The sequence below is a fragment of the Edaphobacter paludis genome (assembly GCF_039993895.1).
Taxonomy (GTDB): Bacteria; Acidobacteriota; Terriglobia; order Terriglobales; family Acidobacteriaceae; genus Edaphobacter; species Edaphobacter paludis.
In genome coordinates, this window is sequence record NZ_CP121194.1 from 2,907,380 (window position 1) to 2,928,622 (window position 21,243).

21 protein-coding genes are annotated in these 21,243 nt (G+C 57.5%); 12 read left to right on the top strand and 9 right to left on the bottom strand.

What is annotated here, in order from left to right:
- Positions 1-106 precede the first annotated feature (106 nt).
- Positions 107-502, top strand: coding sequence for a heme-binding protein (locus tag P4G45_RS12105; protein ID WP_348266733.1), 396 nt, complete (start codon positions 107-109; stop codon positions 500-502).
- A 69-nt stretch (positions 503-571) separates the two neighbouring features.
- Here P4G45_RS12105 and P4G45_RS12110 read toward each other — a convergent pair whose 3' ends face one another.
- Positions 572-772: a hypothetical protein gene (locus P4G45_RS12110; RefSeq protein ID WP_348266734.1), complete on the bottom strand. Its 201-nt coding sequence runs from the start codon at positions 770-772 to the stop codon at positions 572-574.
- Between the two features lie 92 nt (positions 773-864).
- Entirely contained in the window at positions 865-1,158 is a 294-nt protein-coding gene (locus P4G45_RS12115) for an antibiotic biosynthesis monooxygenase (protein ID WP_348266735.1), read from the bottom strand.
- Positions 1,159-1,325: 167 nt separating this feature from the next.
- Between P4G45_RS12115 and P4G45_RS12120 the strand changes: the two genes are divergently transcribed.
- From P4G45_RS12120 to P4G45_RS12135, 4 genes are all read left to right on the top strand, one after another.
- Positions 1,326-1,823 carry a DUF1440 domain-containing protein gene (locus tag P4G45_RS12120; RefSeq protein WP_348266736.1) on the top strand — a complete coding sequence of 166 codons (498 nt, stop codon included), beginning with the start codon at positions 1,326-1,328 and terminating at the stop codon, positions 1,821-1,823.
- Positions 1,824-1,897: 74 nt separating this feature from the next.
- On the top strand, positions 1,898-2,644 hold the full coding sequence (locus P4G45_RS12125) for a peptidylprolyl isomerase (RefSeq protein ID WP_348266737.1): 747 nt from the start codon (positions 1,898-1,900) through the stop codon (positions 2,642-2,644).
- Between the two features lie 75 nt (positions 2,645-2,719).
- Entirely contained in the window at positions 2,720-3,238 is a 519-nt protein-coding gene (locus P4G45_RS12130) for a peptidylprolyl isomerase (protein WP_348266738.1), read from the top strand.
- 22 nt (positions 3,239-3,260) lie between these two features.
- Positions 3,261-4,814: a hypothetical protein gene (locus P4G45_RS12135; RefSeq protein ID WP_348266739.1), complete on the top strand. Its 1,554-nt coding sequence runs from the start codon at positions 3,261-3,263 to the stop codon at positions 4,812-4,814.
- 91 nt (positions 4,815-4,905) lie between these two features.
- Here P4G45_RS12135 and mdh read toward each other — a convergent pair whose 3' ends face one another.
- Both mdh and P4G45_RS12145 read right to left on the bottom strand, forming a co-directional pair.
- Positions 4,906-5,835, bottom strand: a complete 930-nt coding sequence (gene mdh / locus P4G45_RS12140) for a malate dehydrogenase (RefSeq protein ID WP_348266740.1) — start codon at positions 5,833-5,835, stop codon at positions 4,906-4,908.
- Positions 5,836-5,913: 78 nt separating this feature from the next.
- Positions 5,914-7,317 (bottom strand): NADP-dependent isocitrate dehydrogenase, encoded by a 1,404-nt coding sequence (locus tag P4G45_RS12145; protein ID WP_348266741.1) that lies wholly within the window; start codon positions 7,315-7,317, stop codon positions 5,914-5,916.
- A 438-nt stretch (positions 7,318-7,755) separates the two neighbouring features.
- Here P4G45_RS12145 and P4G45_RS12150 point away from each other — a divergent pair, with 438 nt between their 5' ends.
- The 5 genes from P4G45_RS12150 (at position 7,756) to P4G45_RS12170 (ending at position 10,527) form a co-directional block, all read left to right on the top strand.
- The gene (locus P4G45_RS12150) at positions 7,756-8,133 is read left to right on the top strand and encodes an EVE domain-containing protein (protein ID WP_348266742.1); all 378 of its coding nucleotides are present in this window, start codon (positions 7,756-7,758) and stop codon (positions 8,131-8,133) included.
- Positions 8,134-8,217: 84 nt separating this feature from the next.
- The gene (locus P4G45_RS12155) at positions 8,218-8,979 is read left to right on the top strand and encodes an enoyl-ACP reductase (RefSeq protein ID WP_348266743.1); all 762 of its coding nucleotides are present in this window, start codon (positions 8,218-8,220) and stop codon (positions 8,977-8,979) included.
- A gap of 50 nt (positions 8,980-9,029) precedes the next feature.
- Positions 9,030-9,569, top strand: a complete 540-nt coding sequence (locus P4G45_RS12160; RefSeq protein ID WP_348266744.1) for a redoxin domain-containing protein — start codon at positions 9,030-9,032, stop codon at positions 9,567-9,569.
- Between the two features lie 77 nt (positions 9,570-9,646).
- Entirely contained in the window at positions 9,647-10,150 is a 504-nt protein-coding gene (locus P4G45_RS12165) for a DinB family protein (protein ID WP_348266745.1), read from the top strand.
- Positions 10,151-10,227: 77 nt separating this feature from the next.
- Positions 10,228-10,527 (top strand): DUF6582 domain-containing protein, encoded by a 300-nt coding sequence (locus P4G45_RS12170; RefSeq protein WP_348266746.1) that lies wholly within the window; start codon positions 10,228-10,230, stop codon positions 10,525-10,527.
- 4 nt (positions 10,528-10,531) lie between these two features.
- Here P4G45_RS12170 and P4G45_RS12175 read toward each other — a convergent pair whose 3' ends face one another.
- Both P4G45_RS12175 and P4G45_RS12180 read right to left on the bottom strand, forming a co-directional pair.
- The gene (locus P4G45_RS12175; RefSeq protein ID WP_348266747.1) at positions 10,532-12,346 is read right to left on the bottom strand and encodes an ABC-F family ATP-binding cassette domain-containing protein; all 1,815 of its coding nucleotides are present in this window, start codon (positions 12,344-12,346) and stop codon (positions 10,532-10,534) included.
- Between the two features lie 136 nt (positions 12,347-12,482).
- Positions 12,483-12,791, bottom strand: coding sequence for a hypothetical protein (locus P4G45_RS12180; RefSeq protein WP_348266748.1), 309 nt, complete (start codon positions 12,789-12,791; stop codon positions 12,483-12,485).
- A gap of 192 nt (positions 12,792-12,983) precedes the next feature.
- On the opposite strand from P4G45_RS12180, the gene P4G45_RS12185 reads away from it, so the two are divergent.
- Both P4G45_RS12185 and secA read left to right on the top strand, forming a co-directional pair.
- Positions 12,984-13,817 carry a rhamnogalacturonan acetylesterase gene (locus tag P4G45_RS12185; protein WP_348266749.1) on the top strand — a complete coding sequence of 278 codons (834 nt, stop codon included), beginning with the start codon at positions 12,984-12,986 and terminating at the stop codon, positions 13,815-13,817.
- 84 nt (positions 13,818-13,901) lie between these two features.
- Complete coding sequence (secA, locus tag P4G45_RS12190; RefSeq protein ID WP_348266750.1) at positions 13,902-16,892, top strand: preprotein translocase subunit SecA; 2,991 nt, start codon at positions 13,902-13,904, stop codon at positions 16,890-16,892.
- A gap of 140 nt (positions 16,893-17,032) precedes the next feature.
- Here secA and P4G45_RS12195 read toward each other — a convergent pair whose 3' ends face one another.
- From P4G45_RS12195 to P4G45_RS12205, 3 genes are all read right to left on the bottom strand, one after another.
- The gene (locus P4G45_RS12195) at positions 17,033-17,545 is read right to left on the bottom strand and encodes a hypothetical protein (RefSeq protein ID WP_348266751.1); all 513 of its coding nucleotides are present in this window, start codon (positions 17,543-17,545) and stop codon (positions 17,033-17,035) included.
- Between the two features lie 77 nt (positions 17,546-17,622).
- Positions 17,623-19,566, bottom strand: coding sequence for an ATP-binding protein (locus tag P4G45_RS12200; protein WP_348266752.1), 1,944 nt, complete (start codon positions 19,564-19,566; stop codon positions 17,623-17,625).
- A 2-nt stretch (positions 19,567-19,568) separates the two neighbouring features.
- Complete coding sequence (locus P4G45_RS12205; RefSeq protein ID WP_348266753.1) at positions 19,569-21,020, bottom strand: sigma-54 dependent transcriptional regulator; 1,452 nt, start codon at positions 21,018-21,020, stop codon at positions 19,569-19,571.
- Between the last annotated feature and the right edge of the window lie 223 nt (positions 21,021-21,243).

A 21,243-nucleotide genomic window follows, 5' to 3' on the forward strand; every position in this document is an offset into this window, starting at 1 on the left:
CTCGGCACCAAAGCCGAGGCCTTCTTTATTGGCCCTCATGGAGATGAGTCCGTGATGAATACAATCAGTCCAAGACGTCATCGCACCTTCAAGGAGAATTTCAAAAATGATTAAGCTCGCAGACGCCCGCCGGATGATCGCGGCAGCCGAAAAGAAAGCTGAAGAGATCAAGCAGCCCATGAACATCGCAATCGTGGACGAGGGCGGAAACCTGATCGCCTTCGAGCGCATGGAAAATGCATGGCTGGGCTCGATTGATATTGCGCAGAAGAAAGCGTGGACCTCGCGCGCCTTCGACATCACTACCAAAGATCTCGGCGCAAATTCGCAGTCGGGCGACCAGTTCTTCGGTATCCACGCATCGAACAATGGCAAAGTTATGATCTTCGCCGGCGGCATTCCTCTTCAGAAGGACGGTAAAGTAGTAGGCGCAATAGGTGTAAGCGGCGGCTCAGGCGAGCAGGACCACTCTGTAGCAGAAGCCGGCGCAGCGGCGCTCTAAACGCACAAACGGGTAGACCCGCTGAGCTCAGCGGGTCTACCCGTTTCAGTTAGTGAATCAACTTCAAATTTATTTCGAGAAGATGGAGTTGCCCGGGGTCGTCTCTTCGTTCGAGTGAATCCGGTTCTGGGCGCGCTTAGCGCTCTCCATACCAACGTGATTCAGTTTTTCCTCATCGGTCTTCCCTACTTCGGTCGCGCTCGATTCTTCTTCAATCGCTTCATGGGAAGGACGCGCGCCGGTCTTCGTTGAGTCTAAGCCTTGTGCCATACATCACCTCTACTAAGACAGATGGCATTGAGAAAGCCAAGGTTGCTCTGGATGGCCGTTGAGTACCAGCGCGAGCACCCATCAAACCGACATCATTTATTGGCAATAATCCCAATCTTGTGAATCTGCGGGGGTTCCGCAAGAAGCTCATCTGCCTTCGCCATCAGCGCTTTGGCAATCTCTCCACTCAAATGCGCCTCTCTCCCTGCTTCGTCATCGAAAGTATCGAAGATGGCATATCGTCCGTCATCTTCTTTGAGCGCGAACCAGGCAATCGTTCCCGGTTCCTTTTTTGCCATCTCCGCACCCTGCTTCAGAAATGCTTCTACCTCAGCTTCTTTTCCGGGTTTGGGCTTCAGCGGGACATACAGCGAGTACTTAGCCATCGTATGAATCCTCCAGCTTCATACGATGCATAATCCAACGCTGCCTCACGCCAACGCCCGCAAAATTGGCATCAAACCGAAGGGGGATGAATATGCGTAGAAACAAACCATCTATTTTTCGTGGAGTTGTAACCGGAATCGCCGCAGGCATCGCCGCCACGCTTGTCATGGATCAGTTTTTGAAACTAAGCACCGTTGCCCAGAAGTCATTGGAAAAGCAAAAGAAACTGGCTGAGCACGAATCTCCCTGGCAGATCGCTCACGAGCAGGTTCAAAAAGAGCAGAAGGCGGCGGCGCAGGAAGATTCCACCGAGATCGTGGCCCGTAAAATTGTTGAAGCAACTGGATCTCATCTGGACCGGGAAAGAAAGAAAAAAGCCGGACGGGCTGTCCACTACACGTTCGGAACCCTGATGGGCGTGGTCTACGCCGTCTCTGCCGAATTGCTTCCGGAGGTCACGACCGGCGCTGGCGCAGCCTTTGGTACGCTGCTGTTCCTATCCGCGGACGAAGTCGCCGTGCCTGCCTTTCAACTCTCAGGCCCACCGACGGCGACGCCCGGCTTCGACCATCTTCAACATTGGGCTGCCCATGTCGTCTATGGGGGGATCGCTCGAGATGGTTCGCAACCTGATAACACGCTTGATGTAAAAGGCGCGAATTGAATGGGGCATAAATTGGGCTTGAATTGCTCCTGGCACGCGTCTGCGATAGCCTGATGCATGGAGTCTTACACCGCATGAAGTTTCGCTATCTCGCCCTTGCCCTGGCCTTCAGCCTGCCCGCGCTGGCGCAAAGTTCGCCGACCACCACGGACTCTCTCCCCGACGATCCAGGCACAACCAGTCAGGTGAAGCCTCCCGTCGTGCCTACAGGGCCCACCGTTGTCATCGACACGACCATGGGCCGATTGACGTGCAAGCTCTACGACAAGCAGGCTCCGGTAACCGTAGCGAACTTCATCGGTCTTGCCGAGGGCACCAAGGATTGGACCGACCCCAAAACACTCAAGAAGGTGCATGGCCAGCCCTTCTACAACGGCACCACCTTCCACCGCGTCATCCCCGAGTTCATGATTCAGGGTGGAGATCGCGTGGGCGACGGTACCGGCGATCCCGGCTATCTCTTTCAGGACGAGATCGACCCGTCGCTCACCTTCGACCAACCGGGAAGGCTCGCTATGGCGAACTCCGGTCCCGGACCCAGCGGCGGTGGAACCAACGGATCGCAATTCTTCATCACCGAACTTCCGGTACCGCAGTTGGACGGCAAGCACACCATCTTTGGCCAGTGCGATGCGCATAGCGTACTGCTGGTGGCCTCTATCGCGCGCGTTGCGCGGGATGCAAACGATAAGCCGCTGTCGCCAGTCACGATCGACCGCGTGACGATCGTGCGCGATGGTCAGCCGATGCCGCCGCTGCCTCCCACGCCGCAACCCGCCGCGCCAACACCGGCCGTGCCGCCAGCACCCACGGCCCCGTAATTGATCTCCGTAACATCGCCGGAGATTCTTTCCACTTTCACCAACCAATAACCGCAGTTTTAGGAGAATGCTGAAATGCCAACCAAACCCGGAACCTATGCAACATTCAAGACCAGCGAAGGAACCATCGTCTGCGAGTTGTTCGAGAAAGACGCGCCGCAGACCGTAGCCAACTTCATCGGCCTCGCCGAAGGCACCAAGGAGTGGAACAGCCGCAGCAAGAAGGGCGCCAAGCTCTACGACGGAACTGTCTTCCATCGCGTCATTCCGCAGTTCATGATCCAGGGTGGCGATCCTGAGGGCACCGGCATGGGCGGCCCCGGCTACAAGTTCTCCGACGAAACCCAGGGTTCGAAGCATGGCTTCCAGGAGAAGGGCAAGCTGGCCATGGCGAACTCCGGTCCGAACACTAATGGCTCGCAGTTCTTCATCACCGTAGCCGACACCAGCTGGCTCACCGGCAAACACACCATCTTCGGCGAAGTCGTCGAGGGCTATGACATCGTCGAAAAAATCTCCAAGGCCAGCCGCGATGGCATGGACCGCCCCAAGACTCCCATCGTCCTCGAAACCGTCACCATTGAACGAATTTAGCTCTTACTAATTAGGGAACGACATGCCAGAAGCAAGCTCCGCGAAGTTGGGCCGAAAATCAACTTACAATTTCGTCGACTGGCATGTCGCCATTCTCTTTCTCGCAGGCATCCTCGCTCTATTCTCACGTTTCTTTCGTCACGATACCTTCGGCTTCTTCGAAGATGACTTCTTTTACTATGTCCAGACCGCAAGCAACTTTGCGCTCCGTGGAATTTCCAGCTTTGACGGAATTCACCTGAGTAATGGCTACCATCCACTCTGGATGCTCTTGCTCACCGGACTTCTTCGACTTACGTCGGGCACGGCTTTTCTGGTTGCCGTCCAAGTTGTCACACTCGTTGCGATCTTTGCGTTTTACTTTGCATTGGTCAATCTTCTCGACAGTGTTGCACTGGATTTTAAGTTCCGTCGGCTGGCCGCACTCCTTCTCTCTCTCCACGCCCTGCTTCTCTTCCGATATGGCATGGAGGTGACCCTCTCGCTTCCGTTAGGAATAGCCACGCTGGCTTACGTTTTGCGTCCTGCCTTCCGCTGGACTGCGACGCAAACCACGCTCTACGGTCTTCTCGCATGCCTTACTGTACTCGGGCGACTAGACAGTCTTTTGTTGTTCATCCTGATCGTCGCTGCTCAGACTCTCGCGTCCGATTCCGCGTGGCCCCTCCGTCTGCGGCGTATCGGGTTCTTCGCCGTCGGCTTCTCTCCTTTCCTGCTCTACCTCGCGATTAACGAGCACTTCTTTGGCACCCTCTTACCGGTCTCTGCCGCGGCCAAGGAGATGAAGCCGCTCTTCCCCTTATCGCTGGCCCCTTTGCTGGGCTTGTTTCTCCCCATGGATCGTATGAAGATGGCCTTCGTTCTTCCCGCAGTTCTATTGCTGCCGGCAGGCCTTTTCAAGCTGTTTAGAGCTTGGCGTTCGCTCCGTCGCGACCGGCGCGCCATCTTACTTGCACTCCTGCTCTTCCCCATCGTTCACATCGGCGTTTTGTGCCTGCTCAGCGATTGGGGTATGTGGCCGTGGTACTACTACCCACTGGTCTACTCCACTCTTGCCACGATTATTCTGCTGCTCCCACCAAGCGAATCACCGTCGCGTCATACCCCGCCTCGCGTTGTGCGACTCGCTCTGACTGTGCCAATCCTGTTCTACATGGTCTATTTTTCAATCTACGCAGTAAAGAAGCAACCGTCCTCCATCGCATTGATCGCCAGGGATCTCGCTACTTATATGCAAAGCCACCCCGCTCGCTACGCCATGGGTGACGAGGCCGGAACAACGAGTTATCTCTCGGGGCAACCCATCATCCAGCTTGAGGGTTTGATGATGGATAAAGCCTTCCTTCAAAATATCCGCCAGCAGCGTCCCCTCGCGGCCGTTCTGCACAACTATGGGATCCGCTATTACATCGTGCTCTACGCACAACCGTCCAACGGTTGCTATACAGTTCATGAACCCACTAATGGTGGAGACGAATCTCCTCATATGTCCGGACGAATCTGCCAACCTCCGCTTTTCACAGCGACCCATTCCGGGAGTACAGCATCCATCTTCGATGCCAACGCGGTCCGGTGAAGTAGTCACGCCGAAAAGCACTCATTAAACGAAGATGGGCCCACCTCGGTGGACCCATCTTCCATCTGATCTTTCTCACGCAAGAATATTTCTAAACAACCCCGATCACCGTGCAGAGTTCCTTCACGGAATCGGCGCTCCGCTGCAATGCTGCCTGTTCCTCGGCACTGAGTTTGATCTCGATGATCTGCTCCAGTCCTTTAGCCCCAAGCTTGCAAGGCACACCGACAAACAGACCAGAAATTCCGTACTCACCTTGAAGGTACGCGGCGCAGGGCAGAATCTTCTTCTTGTCCTTCAGGATCGCCTCGACCATCTCGGTCGCAGCAGCAGAAGGAGCGTAGAAGGCGCTCCCCGTCTTGAGATATTTCACAATCTCCGCACCGCCATCGCGTGTCCGCTGTACCAGTTCCGCAAGCCGCTCCGGCGCAATCAGCTCTGTAATCGGAATACCGGCAACCGTCGAATAGCGCGGCAGCGGGACCATCGTATCTCCGTGGCCACCGAGAACAAACGCAGTTACATTCTCGACGGATACATTCAGCTCCTGCGCGATGAAGGTACGGAACCGCGCCGAATCAAGCACGCCGGCCATACCGATGACGCGCTCGCGCGGGAACTTTGCCTGATGAAATGCCGCCTGCGCCATCGCATCCAGCGGATTTGAAACCACGATGATAATGCAGTTCGGAGAGTTCGCCGTAACCTTGGTCACTACATCGGACATAATCTTGTAGTTCGTATTGAGCAGGTCATCGCGACTCATCCCCGGTTTGCGCGGAATGCCAGCCGTAATCACCACAATGTCAGAGTTCGCGGTATCGGCATAGTCATTGGTGCCGATGATGTTGCAGTCGCGCTTCTCAATCGGCATCGCCTCCAGCAGATCGAGCCCCTTGCCTTGCGGCGTGCCTTCCGCGACATCCAGCAGAACTACATCCGCCAGTTCCTTTGCCGCAATCCAATGCGCAGCCGTCGCGCCAACATTACCTGCACCAACTATCGTTACCTTCTTCCGCATTGCATCTCCATTCCCTTTGTTTGTCATTCCGCAGCGCAGCGGAGGAATCTGCGTTTGCTCTTCCTCCGCGTCGCAGCACTACCCCATGTTTTCGATCATACGGCTGGCAAATTCGCTCGTCTTCGCCTTGGTCGCGCCCTGCATACCGCGCTCGAAGTCGTACGTTACGAACTTCTGTCCAATCGTCTTCTCCATCGAGCTCTCGATCAGCCGCGCCGCCTCTGTCCAGCCGAGGAAGTCAAACAGCATCACGCCCGACAGAATCACCGATCCGGGATTGATCACATCCTTGTCCGCATACTTTGGAGCGGTGCCATGCGTCGCCTCGAATACGGCATAGCCATCGCCAATGTTGCCGCCCGGCGCAATGCCCAGCCCGCCGACCTGCGCAGCCGCGGCATCTGAGATATAGTCGCCGTTCAGGTTCGTCGTCGCCAACACGCTGTAGTCCTCAGGCCGCAGGATGATCTGCTGAAAGATCGAGTCGGCGATACGGTCGTTAATTAGGATCTTCGACTTCCACTTGCCGCCGCCATGCGAAGCGCCGATCGAGGCGATCACCTGCTTCACCTCTGCCACCACGCCCTCGCCAAACTCCTTGGCTGCAAACTCAATGCCCGGCTCAATCAACGCAGCGTTCTGCTCCGGCGTAAGGTTCGGGTTCTGCTCCACGTTGCCCAGAATCCAGCTCTCGCGCTCCGTCACCGTCTGTTCGCGAAACTCCTCCGACGCAACCTCATAGCCCCACTCGCGGAACGCGCCCTCAGTAAACTTCTGAATATTTCCCTTGTGCACCAGCGTTACCGTCTTGCGATTGTTGTCGAGCGCATACTGAATCGCCGCCCGCACCAAACGCTTCGACCCGGTAATCGAGATCGGCTTCACACCCACGCCCGAGTCCTGACGAATCTTTTTCTTGCCACCCTTCAACATCTCGTCGTTCACAAAGTCGATAAACTTCTTCGCCTCAGGAGTCCCCTCGCGGAACTCTATACCGGCATAGATGTCCTCCGTATTCTCGCGGAAGATCACGACATCCAGCTTCTCCGGATGCTTCACAGGACTGGGCACGCCAGCGTAATACTTCACCGGACGCACGCACTGGTAAAGGTCCATCAACTGCCGAAGCGCCACGTTCAGCGAGCGAATCCCGCCACCCACCGGCGTCGTCAGCGGTCCCTTGATCGACACGCGAAAATCCACCGTCGCCTTGACCGTATCCTCGGGCAGCCAGTTCTGCGTCTGGCGATATGCCTTCTCTCCGGCGAGCACTTCAAACCACTTCACCGACCGCTTGCCGCCATAAGCCTTCTCAACAGCCGCGTCAAAGACTCGCTGCGACGCCTTCCAGATATCGCGCCCTGTACCGTCCCCTTCGATGAAGGGAATGATCGGGTGATTGGGCACCGTATAGGTGCCGTTGGCGTACTGAATTGCCTGACCGTCCGCTGGGACGGAGATGCCGTTATAGCTTGCCTGCATGTATGTTTGGCTCCACGAGAGATTAGGCGAAGGCTAACATTTCGAACAGACGAGTGGCAACAGAAGTGCGCTTATCGAACGAGGGGATGCTCCCGTCGCGACAACAGGATGAGCTTCCTCGGTCTCCACATCCGGCGACGCTCGTGACCCTCTCCAGAATCTGTCAAGCCCTCTATTTTGTAAGTCCATCAAACCAAGCCAAATATAGTCATCGAAATTTGCAAATGAGTTTCCGCTGTTCAGCTAGACTAAAGAGGAAGCTAAAAATCCCGGCCACCCACCGGGATTTTTTCATGAATCCGCGAAATAGGGTACAGCCTGAGGGCCAGACCTAAGTCTTTTGTTTCGAAGACTTTGGGACTTAAGTACAGGGGGGGAGGGGTACTTCACCTCTGCTCCGTCATCAGAACCAGAACTGAGGCTTTTCAAGGAGTCACTATGCCGTATCTACTCAAAACCGAGCCCAACAAATACTCCTTCGACGACCTTCTCCGCGATGGCGAGACCACCTGGGACGGCATCTCCAATAATCAGGCGCTGCTCTACCTGCGAAATATGAAGCCCGGCGAAAAGCTGGTCATCTATCACTCCAACATAGGCAAGGCTGCCATCGGAACCGCCAAAGTCGTCTCGGTCGATGCCGCCGATCCTAAGAATCCCAACGTCCGCATCAAGCCGCTCAAGCGCCTGAAACACGAGAAGTCGCTGGACCAGATCCGCGAAGCTGGCGTCTTCAAAGACTCCATCCTCTTCCGCCAGTTCCGTCTCTCCGTCGTCCCTCTCACCGACGACCAATACGACTGGCTCCTCGCCTAGCCACACAACTGGGTGCGGCCACAAAATCTGCACTCCCACAACTGCTATCCTAACCATCGGAATCCAACAGGAGCACAGAGCACAATGATTGATCTCAAAGGCAAAATAGCCGTCGTCTTCGGCCTCGCCAACAAGCGCAGCATCGCCTGGGGCATCGCCCAGAAGCTCTCCGAAGCCGGAGCCACGCTGGCCATCTGCTACCAGAGCGAGCGCCTCCGTCAGGATGCCGAAGCCCTCGCCGCCGACCTGCCCAGCGCCCGCACCTTCCAGTGCGATGTTGCCGTCGACGCCGACATCGACAATGTCTTCGAGCAGCTCAAGTCGGCCTACGGTAAACTCGACATCCTCGTCCACTCCATCGGCTTCGCGCCCAACATCAAGAATGATGTGCTTCACACGACACGCGAAGACTTCCGCATTGCGCACGATATCAGCGCCTATTCGCTCATCGCCCTCGCCCGCGCCGCGGAACCGCTGATGACCGAAGGCGGCTCCATTCTTACGCTGACCTACTACGGCTCCACCAAAGTCTTCCCCAACTACAACATCATGGGCGTGGCCAAGGCCGCGCTCGAGGCGACCGTTCGCTACCTCGCCGCCGACCTCGGCAGCAAGAAAATCCGCGTCAATGCCATCTCCGCCGGCCCCATCAAGACTCTCGCGGCGCGCGGTATCGGTGACTTCACCAAGATCCTCAACGCCGTCGAAGAACGAGGCCCACTGCATCGCAACGTTGAGGTCGCCGAAGTTGGCAACACCGCCCTTTTCCTCTCAAGCGACCTCGCCAGCGGAATCACCGGCGAAGTCACCTTCGTCGACTGCGGCTACAACATCACCGGCCTGTGATTAAGCGCATGTATACTGCTGCTGGTTCCCTACGACAATCGGAGAAATCTGTGCGATCTGTTTTGAACTCTGCTAGAGCACTCGCCGCGCTTTCGGTAATCTTGGCTTCGATAATGGTCGCGCAATCACCGCAAAGTATTGCATCAGGGAAAGAAGAACTCATTCCCGTTGGCAAGCGGGTGCGCGCTCCTGATTTCACACTCACCGATGTTTCCGGAAAACGGCTCACTCTTTCCCGATATAGAGGAAATGTCGTTCTGCTCGACTTTTGGGCGACAACATGCGGCGGCTGCAAGACGGAGCTTCCCTGGTATGTAGAGTTCAATAGCAAGTACCACGATAAGGGTCTGTCTCTTATTGGTTTGGACATGTACGGGGAGAATGCTGCCACGATCAAACCCTTTATGACGAAGTGGCACATGAACTATCCGGTAGCTGTCGGAACTGATGCTCTTGGAGAGAAGTTTGGTGTTCGGGAGATGCCGCTCACATTGCTCATCGACCGGGATGGACGTATCGCTGCCTCTCATGCTGGCATCGTGGATCGAGCGACCTTTGAAAACGATATACAGCAACTCTTGCAGAAATAATCGAAGCGACAGGACTTCGTTTCTCACGTGAGAATATTTAGCCCTTTTCAGCAGTAACTTCATTACGGAGCCACCAAATGACCATCGCCGAAATCCTCCTGCAAGACTTCGACAACGAGATGAAGGGCACCCGCACCACCCTCGAGCGCATCCCGGAAGACAAGCCCGACTTCAAGTGTCACGACAAATCCATGCCCATGGGTCGTCTCGCCGTCCACGTCGCCAGCCTGCCGCGCTTCGGCACCAACATTCTCACCACGCCCGGCATGGATCTTGCCACGACAAAGTTCCCCGACCTGGTCTTTGAATCGCGCGAAAAACTCCTCGAAACCTTCGACACTCTCGCCGCTGAAGCTCGCGCTGCACTCGCCAAATCCAGCGACGCTGACCTCGAGCAACACTGGAAGTTCAGCTTCGGCGATAAGCTCATCTCCGACATGCCACGCTCAGCCACCTATCGCAGCATGTTCTTCAATCATCTGATTCACCATCGCGCCCAGCTAGGCGTCTACCTCCGCCTCAACGACTTACCCGTCCCGCCGCTCTACGGTCCCTCCGCCGACGACAGGATGGGCTTCTAAGCCACCGCATTCGTCGCTTGCAGCGCCAACATATGGGCTGCAAGCGCCATCCAATCTTTAAAGATTGGAGATATGCGATGAAGGCTACATGGAAAGCTCACGACGACAATAAATCCCTCGATGCAGAGGAAAAGAAGCATCTACCCGACTCTGTCTACGCATTTCCCGACAAACGCAAAGAGCCGTTGACTAACGCGTCCCATGTGCGTAACGCCATCGCCCGTTTCGATCAGGTCAAAGACGTCTCAGACCATGAGCGCGAGCAAGCCTTCGCCAACATCAAGGCCGCTGCCAAACACTATGACGTAGAGATGACTGAGACCAGCTGGCATGATCTCGGCAAGAAGCCGCACACTCACAACGCGGCGCACAAATAAAGCGTCACCCGGCCTTCTCTGTCAGCTCTGCCCAACGCGCATACAAGCCATCCGCAGCCGTCTGGGCCGCTTCCATTTCAGCCAGAGCTGCTGTCAGCTTGATTGCATCGGTCACTACGTCCTGACGCTCCATCGCGTCTCGTGCCGCCTGCAACCGATCCTCCGCAGCCTCAACCGCAGCTTCGATCCCGGCAAACTCGCGAGCTTCGAGGTAAGACAACTTCTTCTTTCCGCCAGCAGCCGGAGAAGCGGCTGAAACAGAGGCGACTGCCTTGCCCGTAGCTCCCGGAGCGATCGCCTCTTCTACCTTCACACCGCGCCACTGTTCCCACTGCGAATAGTCGGAAAATCTCTCCGATCCGCCCTTGCCGTCCAGTCCAAGAACAATCGTCGACACGCGATCCAGCATGTAACGGTCGTGAGTCACTAATACAAGCGCGCCTGTGTACTCCAGCAAACTCTCTTCGAGAATCTCCAGCGTGGCAATATCCAAATCGTTCGTGGGCTCATCGAGCAGCAGCAGATCCGCAGGCTCCAGCATCAGCTTCGCAATCAGCACTCGCGCGCGCTCGCCACCGCTTAGCCGCTCGACCGGCTGGTTCAACTGCTCACTGGTAAACAGGAACTTCGTAGCATAACTCGCCACATGCACCACGCGACCTTGATAAACAACGGAATCTGAATCCGGAGCCAGCGCGCGCCGCAAGGTGACATCTTCATCCAGCTCGCGCATCTGGCTGAAGTAGACGATCTTCAGCAGCGGGGCCTTCTTCACCACGCCAGCCGAAGCCTCCAACTCGCCTGTGAGCAACCGCAACAGAGTAGTCTTTCCGCTTCCATTCGGCCCCACAAGTCCGACGCGCATCCCAGACGTAATCAGGAAATTCAGTCCCTCGACAATCTTTCGATCGCCGAGCGTGATGCTGACATCCTCCAGTTCGACCAGCCGCTTCGTCTGCCGCTCCGTTGCTGAAAAATCAATCCCCGCGGTTGCCGTCTGTACGCGCGAGTTCACTTCCTTCAACTGGCCGATGAGATCGTTCGCATTGTCGATTCGCGCCTTCGCCTTCGTCGACCGTGCCTTAGGGCCGCGCCGCAGCCAGTCGACCTCAATCTTCACGCGGTTCTTCAGCGCATCCTGCAGCTTCGTCTGCGCCTCCATGTAAGCCTCTTTGCCCTCAAGAAACTTCGAGTAACTTCCCTTCAGCCGCAGCAGGCCATCCGCATACACGCGGTTCAGCTCGACTATCTCCGTCGCAACATTCTCAAGAAAATAACGATCATGGCTAACAAGAACGCAAGCAAAAGAAGCCTCATTGAGCAATCCTTCCAGCCACGAAATTCCGGCCAGGTCCAGATGGTTTGTCGGCTCATCCAGCAGCAGCACATCGGGGTGCGTCACCACTGCCTCGGCAATCGCCAGCCGCTTCCGCCAGCCCCCGCTCAACTTTGCGGCCTCAACGTCCAGTGATGGAAAACCAATCCGCCCGCTGGTTTCACGCAGCCGTCCTTCGTGCTCTCCTTCAGACACCTTCGTCCGAACCAGCGCAGCTTCGAGTACCTGCCGCACCGTCAGGCCGGGAGCGAACTCAGACTCCTGCTTGACGTATCCGACACGCGCACGCTTGCGGACGGCAACGTCGCCTGCATCGGCATCTTCCTCGCCGGCCAGCACCTTCAGCAGCGTGCTCTTGCCCGCGCCATTCGGCCCGATCAGGCCAATGCGATCTCCATCGGATACAGTAAACGAGATTTCACGAAATAAAGCGGTCGCGCCGAAGGCCTTGGTCAACCCCTGCGCATTTAAGATTGGTGGCATCTCTTCAGTCTACCGCGCCTGTGACCAGCGAAACGACCGACCGCGGATTGGCGCAGATAAATGCGGATTTAAAAGCATTCGCCTTGAAGTTCAATATCCGTGTTTCTCCGCGTCCATCCGTGGTCGATGAGCAATCCTAATCGAGGTCGAAGTCCCTTAACGGCCGCTCCGTCAACGGGCTTTCCTTTGCCTTCTTCACGGCTTCAGCAAATTTTTTGGCCAGCACGTCCTCGTTGTTCCTATGCGCCTCGACACTCTGCGCAAAGATCGAGTCTCGCCGCTCGTCACTTTCGCGCAGGGCTCGCGCGGCTTCGCCAAAGTCCTCGAACATCTTCTTCTTCGGAGCAGCTTTATGCGAAATGATCGCCCGCGTCACCGGGTCGATCTTCAGCATTGCTCCGCAATCGGGACACATCACCTCAAAGACCTCGTCGCTCATCCCCATGGCCCATCACCTCACGAACCATTCTAAAACCGACAGATGGAATCTTATGCCGCAACCCCCAGTCTCCGCATGACTATGGCGTCGCACCCTGCTGCATAATCACCATCGCCCGTTGCACCGGGGTGGGGTCCATTATGGTGGAAATATTTTGCCTATTGAATTAGGCGCTTTCCATAGGCTACTCTTACTGCCATGGTTCGGATCAAGTCCTCCGCCTCCTGTTTCAGACAACTTTTCGCAGGGCTTCTGCTCACCGCCGCGGTTTCCTTCGCCCAAACCTCGACGCAGCCCCCTCCCACGCCGCCGCAAACTTCCGTCGCACCTTCCGTCCCGCTCAATCCCAGTCTTCCTACTGTCTTTATCGTCGGCGACTCCACGGCTCGCAACCAGGCCGACCTAGGCTGGGGGGACCATTTCGCCCACTACTTCGACACCATGCGCATCAATGTAGCCAACCGCGCCCATGCAGGCCGCAGCAGCCGCACCTTCATCAATGAGGGCTCCTGGGACCGTGTGCTGGCCGAGATGAAGCCCGGCGACTTTGTCCTTCTCCAGATGGGCCACAATGATGGCGGCAACCTCGATGGCCCCAAGGCTCGCGGCTCCCTGAAAGGGCTCGGCGATGAGACCAGGGATGTCACCCTGCCCGACGGGCACACCGAAACCGTTCACACCTATGGCTGGTATATGCGCAAGTACATCGCCGACACGCGAGCGAAAAAGGCTACGCCCATCCTGCTTTCGCTCACCATCCGCAATATCTGGAAGGACGGCAAGATCGAGCGGGACATGGGCTACGACGCCGAACTAAAGCAGTTGGCCGCCGAACAGCATGTTGCCTATGTGGACATGGCCACCGTAGAAGCCGACCGCCTCGAGGCCGCCGGGCAGGAAAAGACCGCGCTCCTCTTCCCCGTAGATCACACCCACACCAGCGCCGAGGGCGCCGAACTCAACGCCCAATCCGTGGCAATCGCCCTGCGCAAGGCCCAATCGCCACTCGCCGCCTTCCTCAAACCCCAGTAACCCGACCTCCTTAACCCACAACAGGGCCCGCAGACCATTTACACTAGACCTTGGGGGAAAGATGCACCCCGAAGGACACCAGTTTTGATCGATAAAGCTTTCGCAAAAGTCTTTGGCACCAGCAACGAGCGTGCCGTAAAGCGCCTTCTGCCCACCGTTAAACGGATTAATGACCTTGAGCCCTCCATCCAGGCGCTCTCGGACGATCAACTGCGCGGCAAAACCGTCGAGTTTCGCCAGCGCATCGCCGACGCTCTAGCCGCAGCCAAGATCAACCCCGACGATGAAGACGCTGAAAAGGCCACCTACGAGGCTGAGCAGGAAATTCTCAAGGAGATCCTGCCAGAAGCCTTTGCTGTCGTTCGCGAGGCAGGCAAGCGCACCGTGCAGATGCGCCACTTCGACGTGCAGCTTATCGGCGGCATGGTCCTCCACTCCGGCAACATTGCCGAGATGAAGACCGGCGAAGGTAAAACCCTCGTCGCCACACTTCCCTGCTATCTCAATGCCCTCGCCGGACGCGGCGTGCACGTGGTCACGGTCAACGACTATCTCGCCAAACGCGACGCCGAGTGGATGGGCAAGATCTACGGCTTCCTCGGACTCACCGTCGGCGTCATCGTCCATGATCTTGACGACCAGCAGCGCCGCGAGGCTTACGGCTCCGATATCACCTACGGCACAAATAACGAGTTCGGCTTCGACTATCTGCGCGACAACATGAAGTTCGAGCTGGCCGACCAGGTTCAGCGTGGGAACTACTACTGCATCGTCGACGAAGTGGACTCGATCCTGATCGATGAGGCCCGCACGCCGCTGATCATCAGCGGCCCGACAGACCAGACCACCGACAAGTACGCGCGCGTCAACCTCATCATCCCTTCGCTCGAAGAGGGCGAACTGACGGAAACGCTCGACACCAAGACGTATACCGGGGATTTCGTCATCGACGAAAAAGCGCGGGCCGTCACCATCACCGACGAGGGTTGGGAGAAGATCGAGAAGCTGCTCGGAATCGGCAACATCGCCGACCCGGAGAACTGGGACCTGAAGCATCACGTCGAAGTTGCAGTGAAAGCGCACAACCTCTATAAGCGCGACGTCGAATACGTCGTCAAAGACGGCGAAGTCATCATCGTCGACGAGTTCACGGGTCGCCTCATGCCGGGCCGCCGCTGGTCCGACGGGCTGCACCAGGCGGTCGAAGCCAAGGAAGGCGTGGCTATTCGCAAAGAGGACCAGACGCTTGCGACCATCACGTTCCAGAACTACTTCCGCATGTACAAAAAGCTCTCGGGCATGACCGGAACTGCCGAGACCGAGGCCGCCGAGTTCCAAAAGATCTACAAACTGGACATCGTCGTCATCCCGACCAACCGGGTCATGAGGCGCATTGAAAACTCCGATGTTGTCTACCGCACCTCGAAGGAAAAATACTTCGCCGTGGCTGACGAGATCGCCAAGCTCCACGAGGCCAAGCAGCCCGTCCTGGTCGGCACCACAAGCATCGAGAAATCCGAGCTACTCAGCGAGATTCTCAAACGCAAAGGTGTTCGCCACGTCGTACTGAATGCCAAGTTCCACGAGAAAGAAGCCGAGATCGTCGCCCAGGCCGGACGCCTCGGCATGGTCACCATCGCTACCAATATGGCTGGCCGCGGAACCGACATTCTCCTCGGCGGCAACGCCGAATTCATGGCCCGGCAGGACATCGTACGCAAGAACCTGGCGCGCGCTGTCTCGGCAGCTGAAGGGGCGATCTCTCCTGTCGCCGCTCCCGGCATGGTCCGCTTCTACTACACCGGCCAGGAGTTTGAAACCACCCAGGAGGCCTGGGATGCCGCGACCGCAACGCACGAAGCAGCGGCAAAGAAGGAGCACGAAGCCGTTATCGCCGCTGGAGGCCTCCATATCCTCGGCACCGAGCGCCACGAGTCACGCCGCGTCGATAACCAGCTCCGTGGACGAGCGGGACGTCAGGGCGACCCCGGCTCCTCGCGCTTCTTCCTCTCGCTCGAAGACGACCTTATGCGCATCTTCGCCCGCGAGTGGGTCTCCACCCTGCTCCAGCGTCTCGGCATGGAAGAAGGCGTTCCTATCGAGAGCCGCATGATCTCCAAGCGCATCGCCTCCGCGCAACAGGCGGTTGAAAGCCAGAACTTCGAGTCGCGCAAACACGTTCTCGAGTACGACGATGTGATGAACAAGCAGCGCGAGGCGGTCTATGGCCTGCGCCGCCAGCTGATGCAGGGCGTCGACCAGAAGCAGCTCATCACCGATGACTACGTCTCCACGATCCTCTCCAATCTGCTCGACGAGCACGCTCCGGAGAAGGCCCACGCCGACGAGTGGAAGCTCGATGCCCTCTTTAGCCAGATCTACGATATCTTCGGGGCCCATCTCGAAAACGAGATCGACGCGAAGGAGATGACTCGCCACGAACTTGGCGAGGCCATCTTCGAAAAGCTTCGCGGACGCTATGACGTCAAGGAGCAGATTCTCGGCGCTCCGCAGATGCGCTATCACGAGCGCATCGTCATGCTCTCCGTACTGGACGGTCTCTGGAAAGACCACCTTCTGGCCATGGACCATCTCAAGGAAGGCATTGGACTGCGTGGCTATGCCCAGCAGGACCCCCTCGTCGCATACAAGAAGGAGTCCTTCGATATGTTCGAAGGCATGATGATGCGCTTCCAGGAAGACACTGCCCGCCATCTCTTCCGCATGCAGATCATCGGCCCCGACGGCACCCCCATCGAAACCGCCGAACAGCTGCAGCAGGTGCAGATGCAGCGCCAACCGGTTCAAAATGCAGAGCCAAATGCGTTGCCGTCTCAGGCTGCACATCCTCCGGTTCCGATCCCCACCCGCGCTCCGTCGACCACGATCGACGCTCTCGAACGCGAGTTCCAGAAGAAAAAGAAGCGCGAACTCGACCTCGCACATGCCGCTGGCGCAAGTGCAGAGACGAACGGGGCAACTCCGCGCCGCGCTGGTGAAAAAGTCGGACGCAACGACGATTGCCCCTGCGGTTCAGGAAAGAAATACAAGAAGTGCCACGGCGCAGAGGGCTGAGAATTAAGTTGAAAGTGCGGGACGTGAGAGCAGCGCACGATGAAACTGTGCGCTGCTCGGGTCGAGATGACATGCTCTTGTACCGATGTTGAAAGACTTTAGTCCAGCTCAGCCTGCCTTATACCAGTTCCGAAGCTGGTCTACTCCTTACCAGTCTGCTTGTCCAGATCATCAAGCAGCAGGTTGGCCTTCGTAGCCAGCGTCGTTGCTCCTTCCACATCCCCGGATTTCAAGGCATCCTGCGCCTGTCGCTCGAAATTTTGCACACGATTTACCTGTGACCTTTGTTTCCTGGCCGTCTGCGGAGGCAATGCCTTCACCCGTTTTTCAATCAAACGAATCAGGCTTGCGGCCTCCTCCTGCGCCTGCGGGTTAGCTGCTCCCCCAGCGGTCAAATCACCAATAGCAGCAGTTTCATCCGTCGGCGGCTCGGGAGCCGCCTCTTCCGCAGGTGCTGCGGTGGCAGTCTTTGGTGCAAGATGTTTCCGCTCGCGCCGCGGAGTTGCCGCCGCCGCTGAGATAGGCATCGGCGGTATTTCAATTACCGGTGCAGTCAGTAATGGGGGATTCTTTGGTGGAGGGAGGGTCGCAAGCGCCACTGGCTCCATCACCGGCGGCAGTACCGGGGCCTTTGGACGCTTTTGTAGATGCATGCAGCCGCTCAATCCGCACGTCAACCCAGTGCATACGATTGCCGCCATCATCCTTCGCCCCATGTCGCCGTACACTTTCAAACGCGTTCTCCCATTCCTTTGTGACTGGTGCCGGCTGCAACAGCTTTGCGTCCTTCCACGCCTGCTCCAGTCGCAATTGGCAACCGGAGTGTAAACGTTGTTCCCCGTTCCGGAGAACCGGCCTCGGCATTGGACCGCACATCCATCGCACCGCCATGCATCTGCAGGATGCGGTAGGTCGTTGCCAGCCCGATTCCACTGCCCTTTGCTTTTGTGGTGAAGTACAGTTCAAAGATACGCGGTAACAGCTCCGGAGGAATACCCTCTCCTTCATCTTCTACCTCAACCACCGCAAAAGAATGGTCGCGGCGTATCGTCACCCGCATCTTACCTCCCGATGGCATCGCCTGCATCCCATTCAGCATCAAGTTCAACAATGCCTGTCGCATCAATTCCGCATCCACCCGCACCATCAGCGGTCCTGCGGGGGCAGACACTGTAACCTGCACTCCATTCTCTTGCATCTCCGCTGCCGTCAACTCCGTCACCGCACCCACGACCTGACGCAGGTCCTGTTCGCGAAGATGCAGTTCCATCGGCCGTGAGAAGTCGGCAAGTGTCTGCACAACCCGGTCCAACCGCTGCATTTCTCCTGCGAGTATGTCGACATGACGTTGCGCTCCGGCAAGGCCGGGAGAATCGCCAGCCGCGAGCTTGCTCCGCAATAATTCCAGGTGGACCACCATTGCGTTGATAGGGTTCTTAACTTCATGGCCAACGCCGGCGGTAAGCCGCCCAATCGCTGCAAGCCTGCGGGCTACCTCCAGTTCCTGACCTAGTTGAAGAGCCGACTCTGTGTCTCGCAAGGTGAGCAGGGTTCCCATATTGCTGCTACCTCCGAGCCGGTCGTCGATCCTGTCCAGCGAAATCTGTACCTGCCGCCCATCCTCCAGCGTTACGCCCTCCGCGCTCACCTGGCCGCCACTCGCAAATGCCCGCAGGACTGCTCCACCCAGCGCCGTGTCCGGCTCAAAGATCTCCTCCAGCCGCTTGCCCACCAGTTCGCTCTCGGGCATATTCAAAAAGTAAGCTACTGCATCCGAAACCATCACCGCTCGATGATCGGGGGTGAACAATAGTACGCCGTCCCGCAGGGTATCAAGCATCTGGGCCAGGTTCGCTTGCAACGCCGTATACCCCTCTTCGGTACTGCGAATCTGCTGGCCCAGCCGGTCGATGGTCTTCGATACCCTCACCACCGCATCGCTTCCAGAGTCCTTCTCCTCTACGTGCGGCACGGCATCGCGGTCGGCAATCGTCAGACTTTCCAGCTTGCGACTGATGGCCTCGATCGGTTGCAACGCCACATTCGCGAGCAAGCCCGCAGCGATCATCGCTGCCAATGCCGCCAGTAACGCAAAGATGAGAGCGTCCTTCAGCCACGGCTCGTACGAAGCGCGCACAAATGTCGAACGCACCCCTACATGCACTACAAGGAACGGCTGGCCGTTCCGGATCAGCGATTCCTCGATATCCAGCACGCGGGGCTGGCCGAAGACCATCTTCATCTGGGAGGCAATACTCCCCGCCTGTACGCTCTGCAGGCTCATCCTGTGGCCTACCGGCTGTTCCAGAGCATCCGGGTCCGTGCTCACCAGGATCAGCCCATGCGCGTCCGTCACGCTCACGTCCTGCACCGTTGGCGAGTAGCGGACCACCATATTCATCCCATCCGCCAACGCCTGATTGTTCTGCAACGCGTCCGTCACCGCAACATGAAGCGCCTCATCGGTCTTGTCCACCGGAGGTTGCGCACGGAGCCCGGTTTCGACTGCCTGCCGCATCATCAGCCATACTTCGTGGGCAAGCACGTCGTTCGCGGCCGAGGTCTGATCGATTCTCTGCCGCAGCAGCTCGCTGACAAACAGACCCGACAGCACCAGCACCAGCGCGAACGTCAACCCGGTAGCCGACACCACCAGTTTCGTTTTCAGCCGCATTCCTACTCCGTCACAACAGCAGACGCATTCTGATATTCCTTCAATTTGTTCTGCAGCGTTTTCGAGCTGATTCCCAGTATCTCAGCCGCCTTCGTCTTGTTATTATGTGTCGACAAAAGCGTCTTTAAGATCAACTGCCGCTCCGCCTCATCCACTGTTGTTCCCACCTCAACACGCACGGTATTCTTGTCTTCCAGATACCTCTGCACCTCGCTCGAAGCGGCGCCCTCCGCCTCCGGAGCAACCCTGCTGACCCGCGTCGGTGGCGGCGCAAACCCGGGTTCTCCAAAGTGTGGCGGCAGGTGCTCGACGCCCAGCATGCCGGAGCCCGCCAGAATCACCGCACGCTCGATCGTATTGCGCAGCTCGCGAACGTTCCCCGGCCATTGGTACGTCTCCATCCGATTCATCAGCGAATCCTTCAAGCCAGCCACCGTGCAATGATGCCGCTCATTCATGTCGTCGATCATCTTCTCCGCGATCGCCGAAACATCCATCAAGTGGTCCCGCAGGGGGGGCATATGGATATTGAAGACATTCAGCCGGTAGTAGAGATCGCCGCGCAGTTCACCGCTCGCCACCGCCTTCTCCGGATCTTTGTTCGTCGCCGCCACCACGCGAACATCCACCGGCGTCTCGACCTTGCTGCCCAGCCGCCTCAGCTTTCTGTCTTCTAGCACGCGCAACAACTTCGCCTGCGTGCCCGCCGGCATCTCGCCGATCTCGTCGAGCAGCAGCGTACCTTCTTCGGCCAGCTCGAAACACCCGGCGCGACGCTCCAGCGCACCTGTAAATGCGCCCTTCTCATGCCCGAAGATCTCACTCTCAATCAGCGTCTCCGGAATCGCGGCGCAGTTCACGGCGACAAAGGGCTTTAACCGCCTCGAGCTCAGGTCATGCAGTGCCCGCGCCACCAGCTCCTTGCCCGTACCGCTCTCACCGGTCACCAGCACCGAGACATTAGATGGAGCGACTCGCTCGATCATCGTGAAGATGTCCTTCATCTGCGGCGACGACCCTACCAGCGGCCCCAGCACGCCGGTATCCCGCAACTGCCGCCGCGTAACTTCAAGCTCTACATCGGCCTCGCGCTGCCGCGTCGCATTATGCAGGATTGTACGCAGACGCACTGGATCGACCGGCTTGGGAATGTAGTCGTATGCCCCCATGCGCATCGCTTCGACGGCCGACTCAATCGAGCCCTGCGCCGTCAGCATCACCACCGCAATACGTTGCGGTAGCTCGCCGATCCGGCTCAATAACTCCATGCCGTCCATCCGCGGCATCTTCAGATCGGTCACCACAATCGCCGGAGCCCAATCGACGGCCCGCTCCAGGCCCTCGATACCATCCGCCGCACACTCCGCCCGGTATCCCCAGCTCTCGATCAACTCCGTCAAGCCGCTCCGTGCGTGAACCTCATCTTCAACAATCAGAACCTTTTCCAAACTCATACCGCCCTTTCAAACTCTGCATCGATGCTTCGTTGGATGCACACCCATCTTCCAGTGTATCTATTTCCCGCCCATCGAATCACCAGGTCCATTGCCTCAAAAGAGCGAGCCATCACGATAAAACGTTAAACCTGCAAAAAGTTACCAAAGATTTATAACCGTTCCGCCGGCACTGCGGAAGGGAAGATTCGTGGAGTCCCCCAAAAAACGGTCCCGGGAGCCG

Bases quoted from the DNA above. Each gene is read 5' to 3' on its own strand.
- P4G45_RS12105 (WP_348266733.1), top strand. From the start codon at position 107: ATGATTAAGCTCGCAGACGCCCGCCGGATGATCGCGGCAGCCGAAAAG.
- P4G45_RS12110 (WP_348266734.1), bottom strand. From the start codon at position 772: ATGGCACAAGGCTTAGACTCAACGAAGACCGGCGCGCGTCCTTCCCAT.
- P4G45_RS12115 (WP_348266735.1), bottom strand. From the start codon at position 1,158: ATGGCTAAGTACTCGCTGTATGTCCCGCTGAAGCCCAAACCCGGAAAA.
- P4G45_RS12120 (WP_348266736.1), top strand. From the start codon at position 1,326: ATGGATCAGTTTTTGAAACTAAGCACCGTTGCCCAGAAGTCATTGGAA.
- P4G45_RS12125 (WP_348266737.1), top strand. From the start codon at position 1,898: ATGAAGTTTCGCTATCTCGCCCTTGCCCTGGCCTTCAGCCTGCCCGCG.
- P4G45_RS12130 (WP_348266738.1), top strand. From the start codon at position 2,720: ATGCCAACCAAACCCGGAACCTATGCAACATTCAAGACCAGCGAAGGA.
- P4G45_RS12135 (WP_348266739.1), top strand. From the start codon at position 3,261: ATGCCAGAAGCAAGCTCCGCGAAGTTGGGCCGAAAATCAACTTACAAT.
- mdh (WP_348266740.1), bottom strand. From the start codon at position 5,835: ATGCGGAAGAAGGTAACGATAGTTGGTGCAGGTAATGTTGGCGCGACG.
- P4G45_RS12145 (WP_348266741.1), bottom strand. From the start codon at position 7,317: ATGCAGGCAAGCTATAACGGCATCTCCGTCCCAGCGGACGGTCAGGCA.
- P4G45_RS12150 (WP_348266742.1), top strand. From the start codon at position 7,756: ATGCCGTATCTACTCAAAACCGAGCCCAACAAATACTCCTTCGACGAC.
- P4G45_RS12155 (WP_348266743.1), top strand. From the start codon at position 8,218: ATGATTGATCTCAAAGGCAAAATAGCCGTCGTCTTCGGCCTCGCCAAC.
- P4G45_RS12165 (WP_348266745.1), top strand. From the start codon at position 9,647: ATGACCATCGCCGAAATCCTCCTGCAAGACTTCGACAACGAGATGAAG.
- P4G45_RS12170 (WP_348266746.1), top strand. From the start codon at position 10,228: ATGAAGGCTACATGGAAAGCTCACGACGACAATAAATCCCTCGATGCA.
- P4G45_RS12175 (WP_348266747.1), bottom strand. From the start codon at position 12,346: ATGCCACCAATCTTAAATGCGCAGGGGTTGACCAAGGCCTTCGGCGCG.
- P4G45_RS12180 (WP_348266748.1), bottom strand. From the start codon at position 12,791: ATGGGGATGAGCGACGAGGTCTTTGAGGTGATGTGTCCCGATTGCGGA.
- P4G45_RS12185 (WP_348266749.1), top strand. From the start codon at position 12,984: ATGGTTCGGATCAAGTCCTCCGCCTCCTGTTTCAGACAACTTTTCGCA.
- P4G45_RS12195 (WP_348266751.1), bottom strand. From the start codon at position 17,545: ATGCATCTACAAAAGCGTCCAAAGGCCCCGGTACTGCCGCCGGTGATG.
- P4G45_RS12200 (WP_348266752.1), bottom strand. From the start codon at position 19,566: ATGCGGCTGAAAACGAAACTGGTGGTGTCGGCTACCGGGTTGACGTTC.
- P4G45_RS12205 (WP_348266753.1), bottom strand. From the start codon at position 21,020: ATGAGTTTGGAAAAGGTTCTGATTGTTGAAGATGAGGTTCACGCACGG.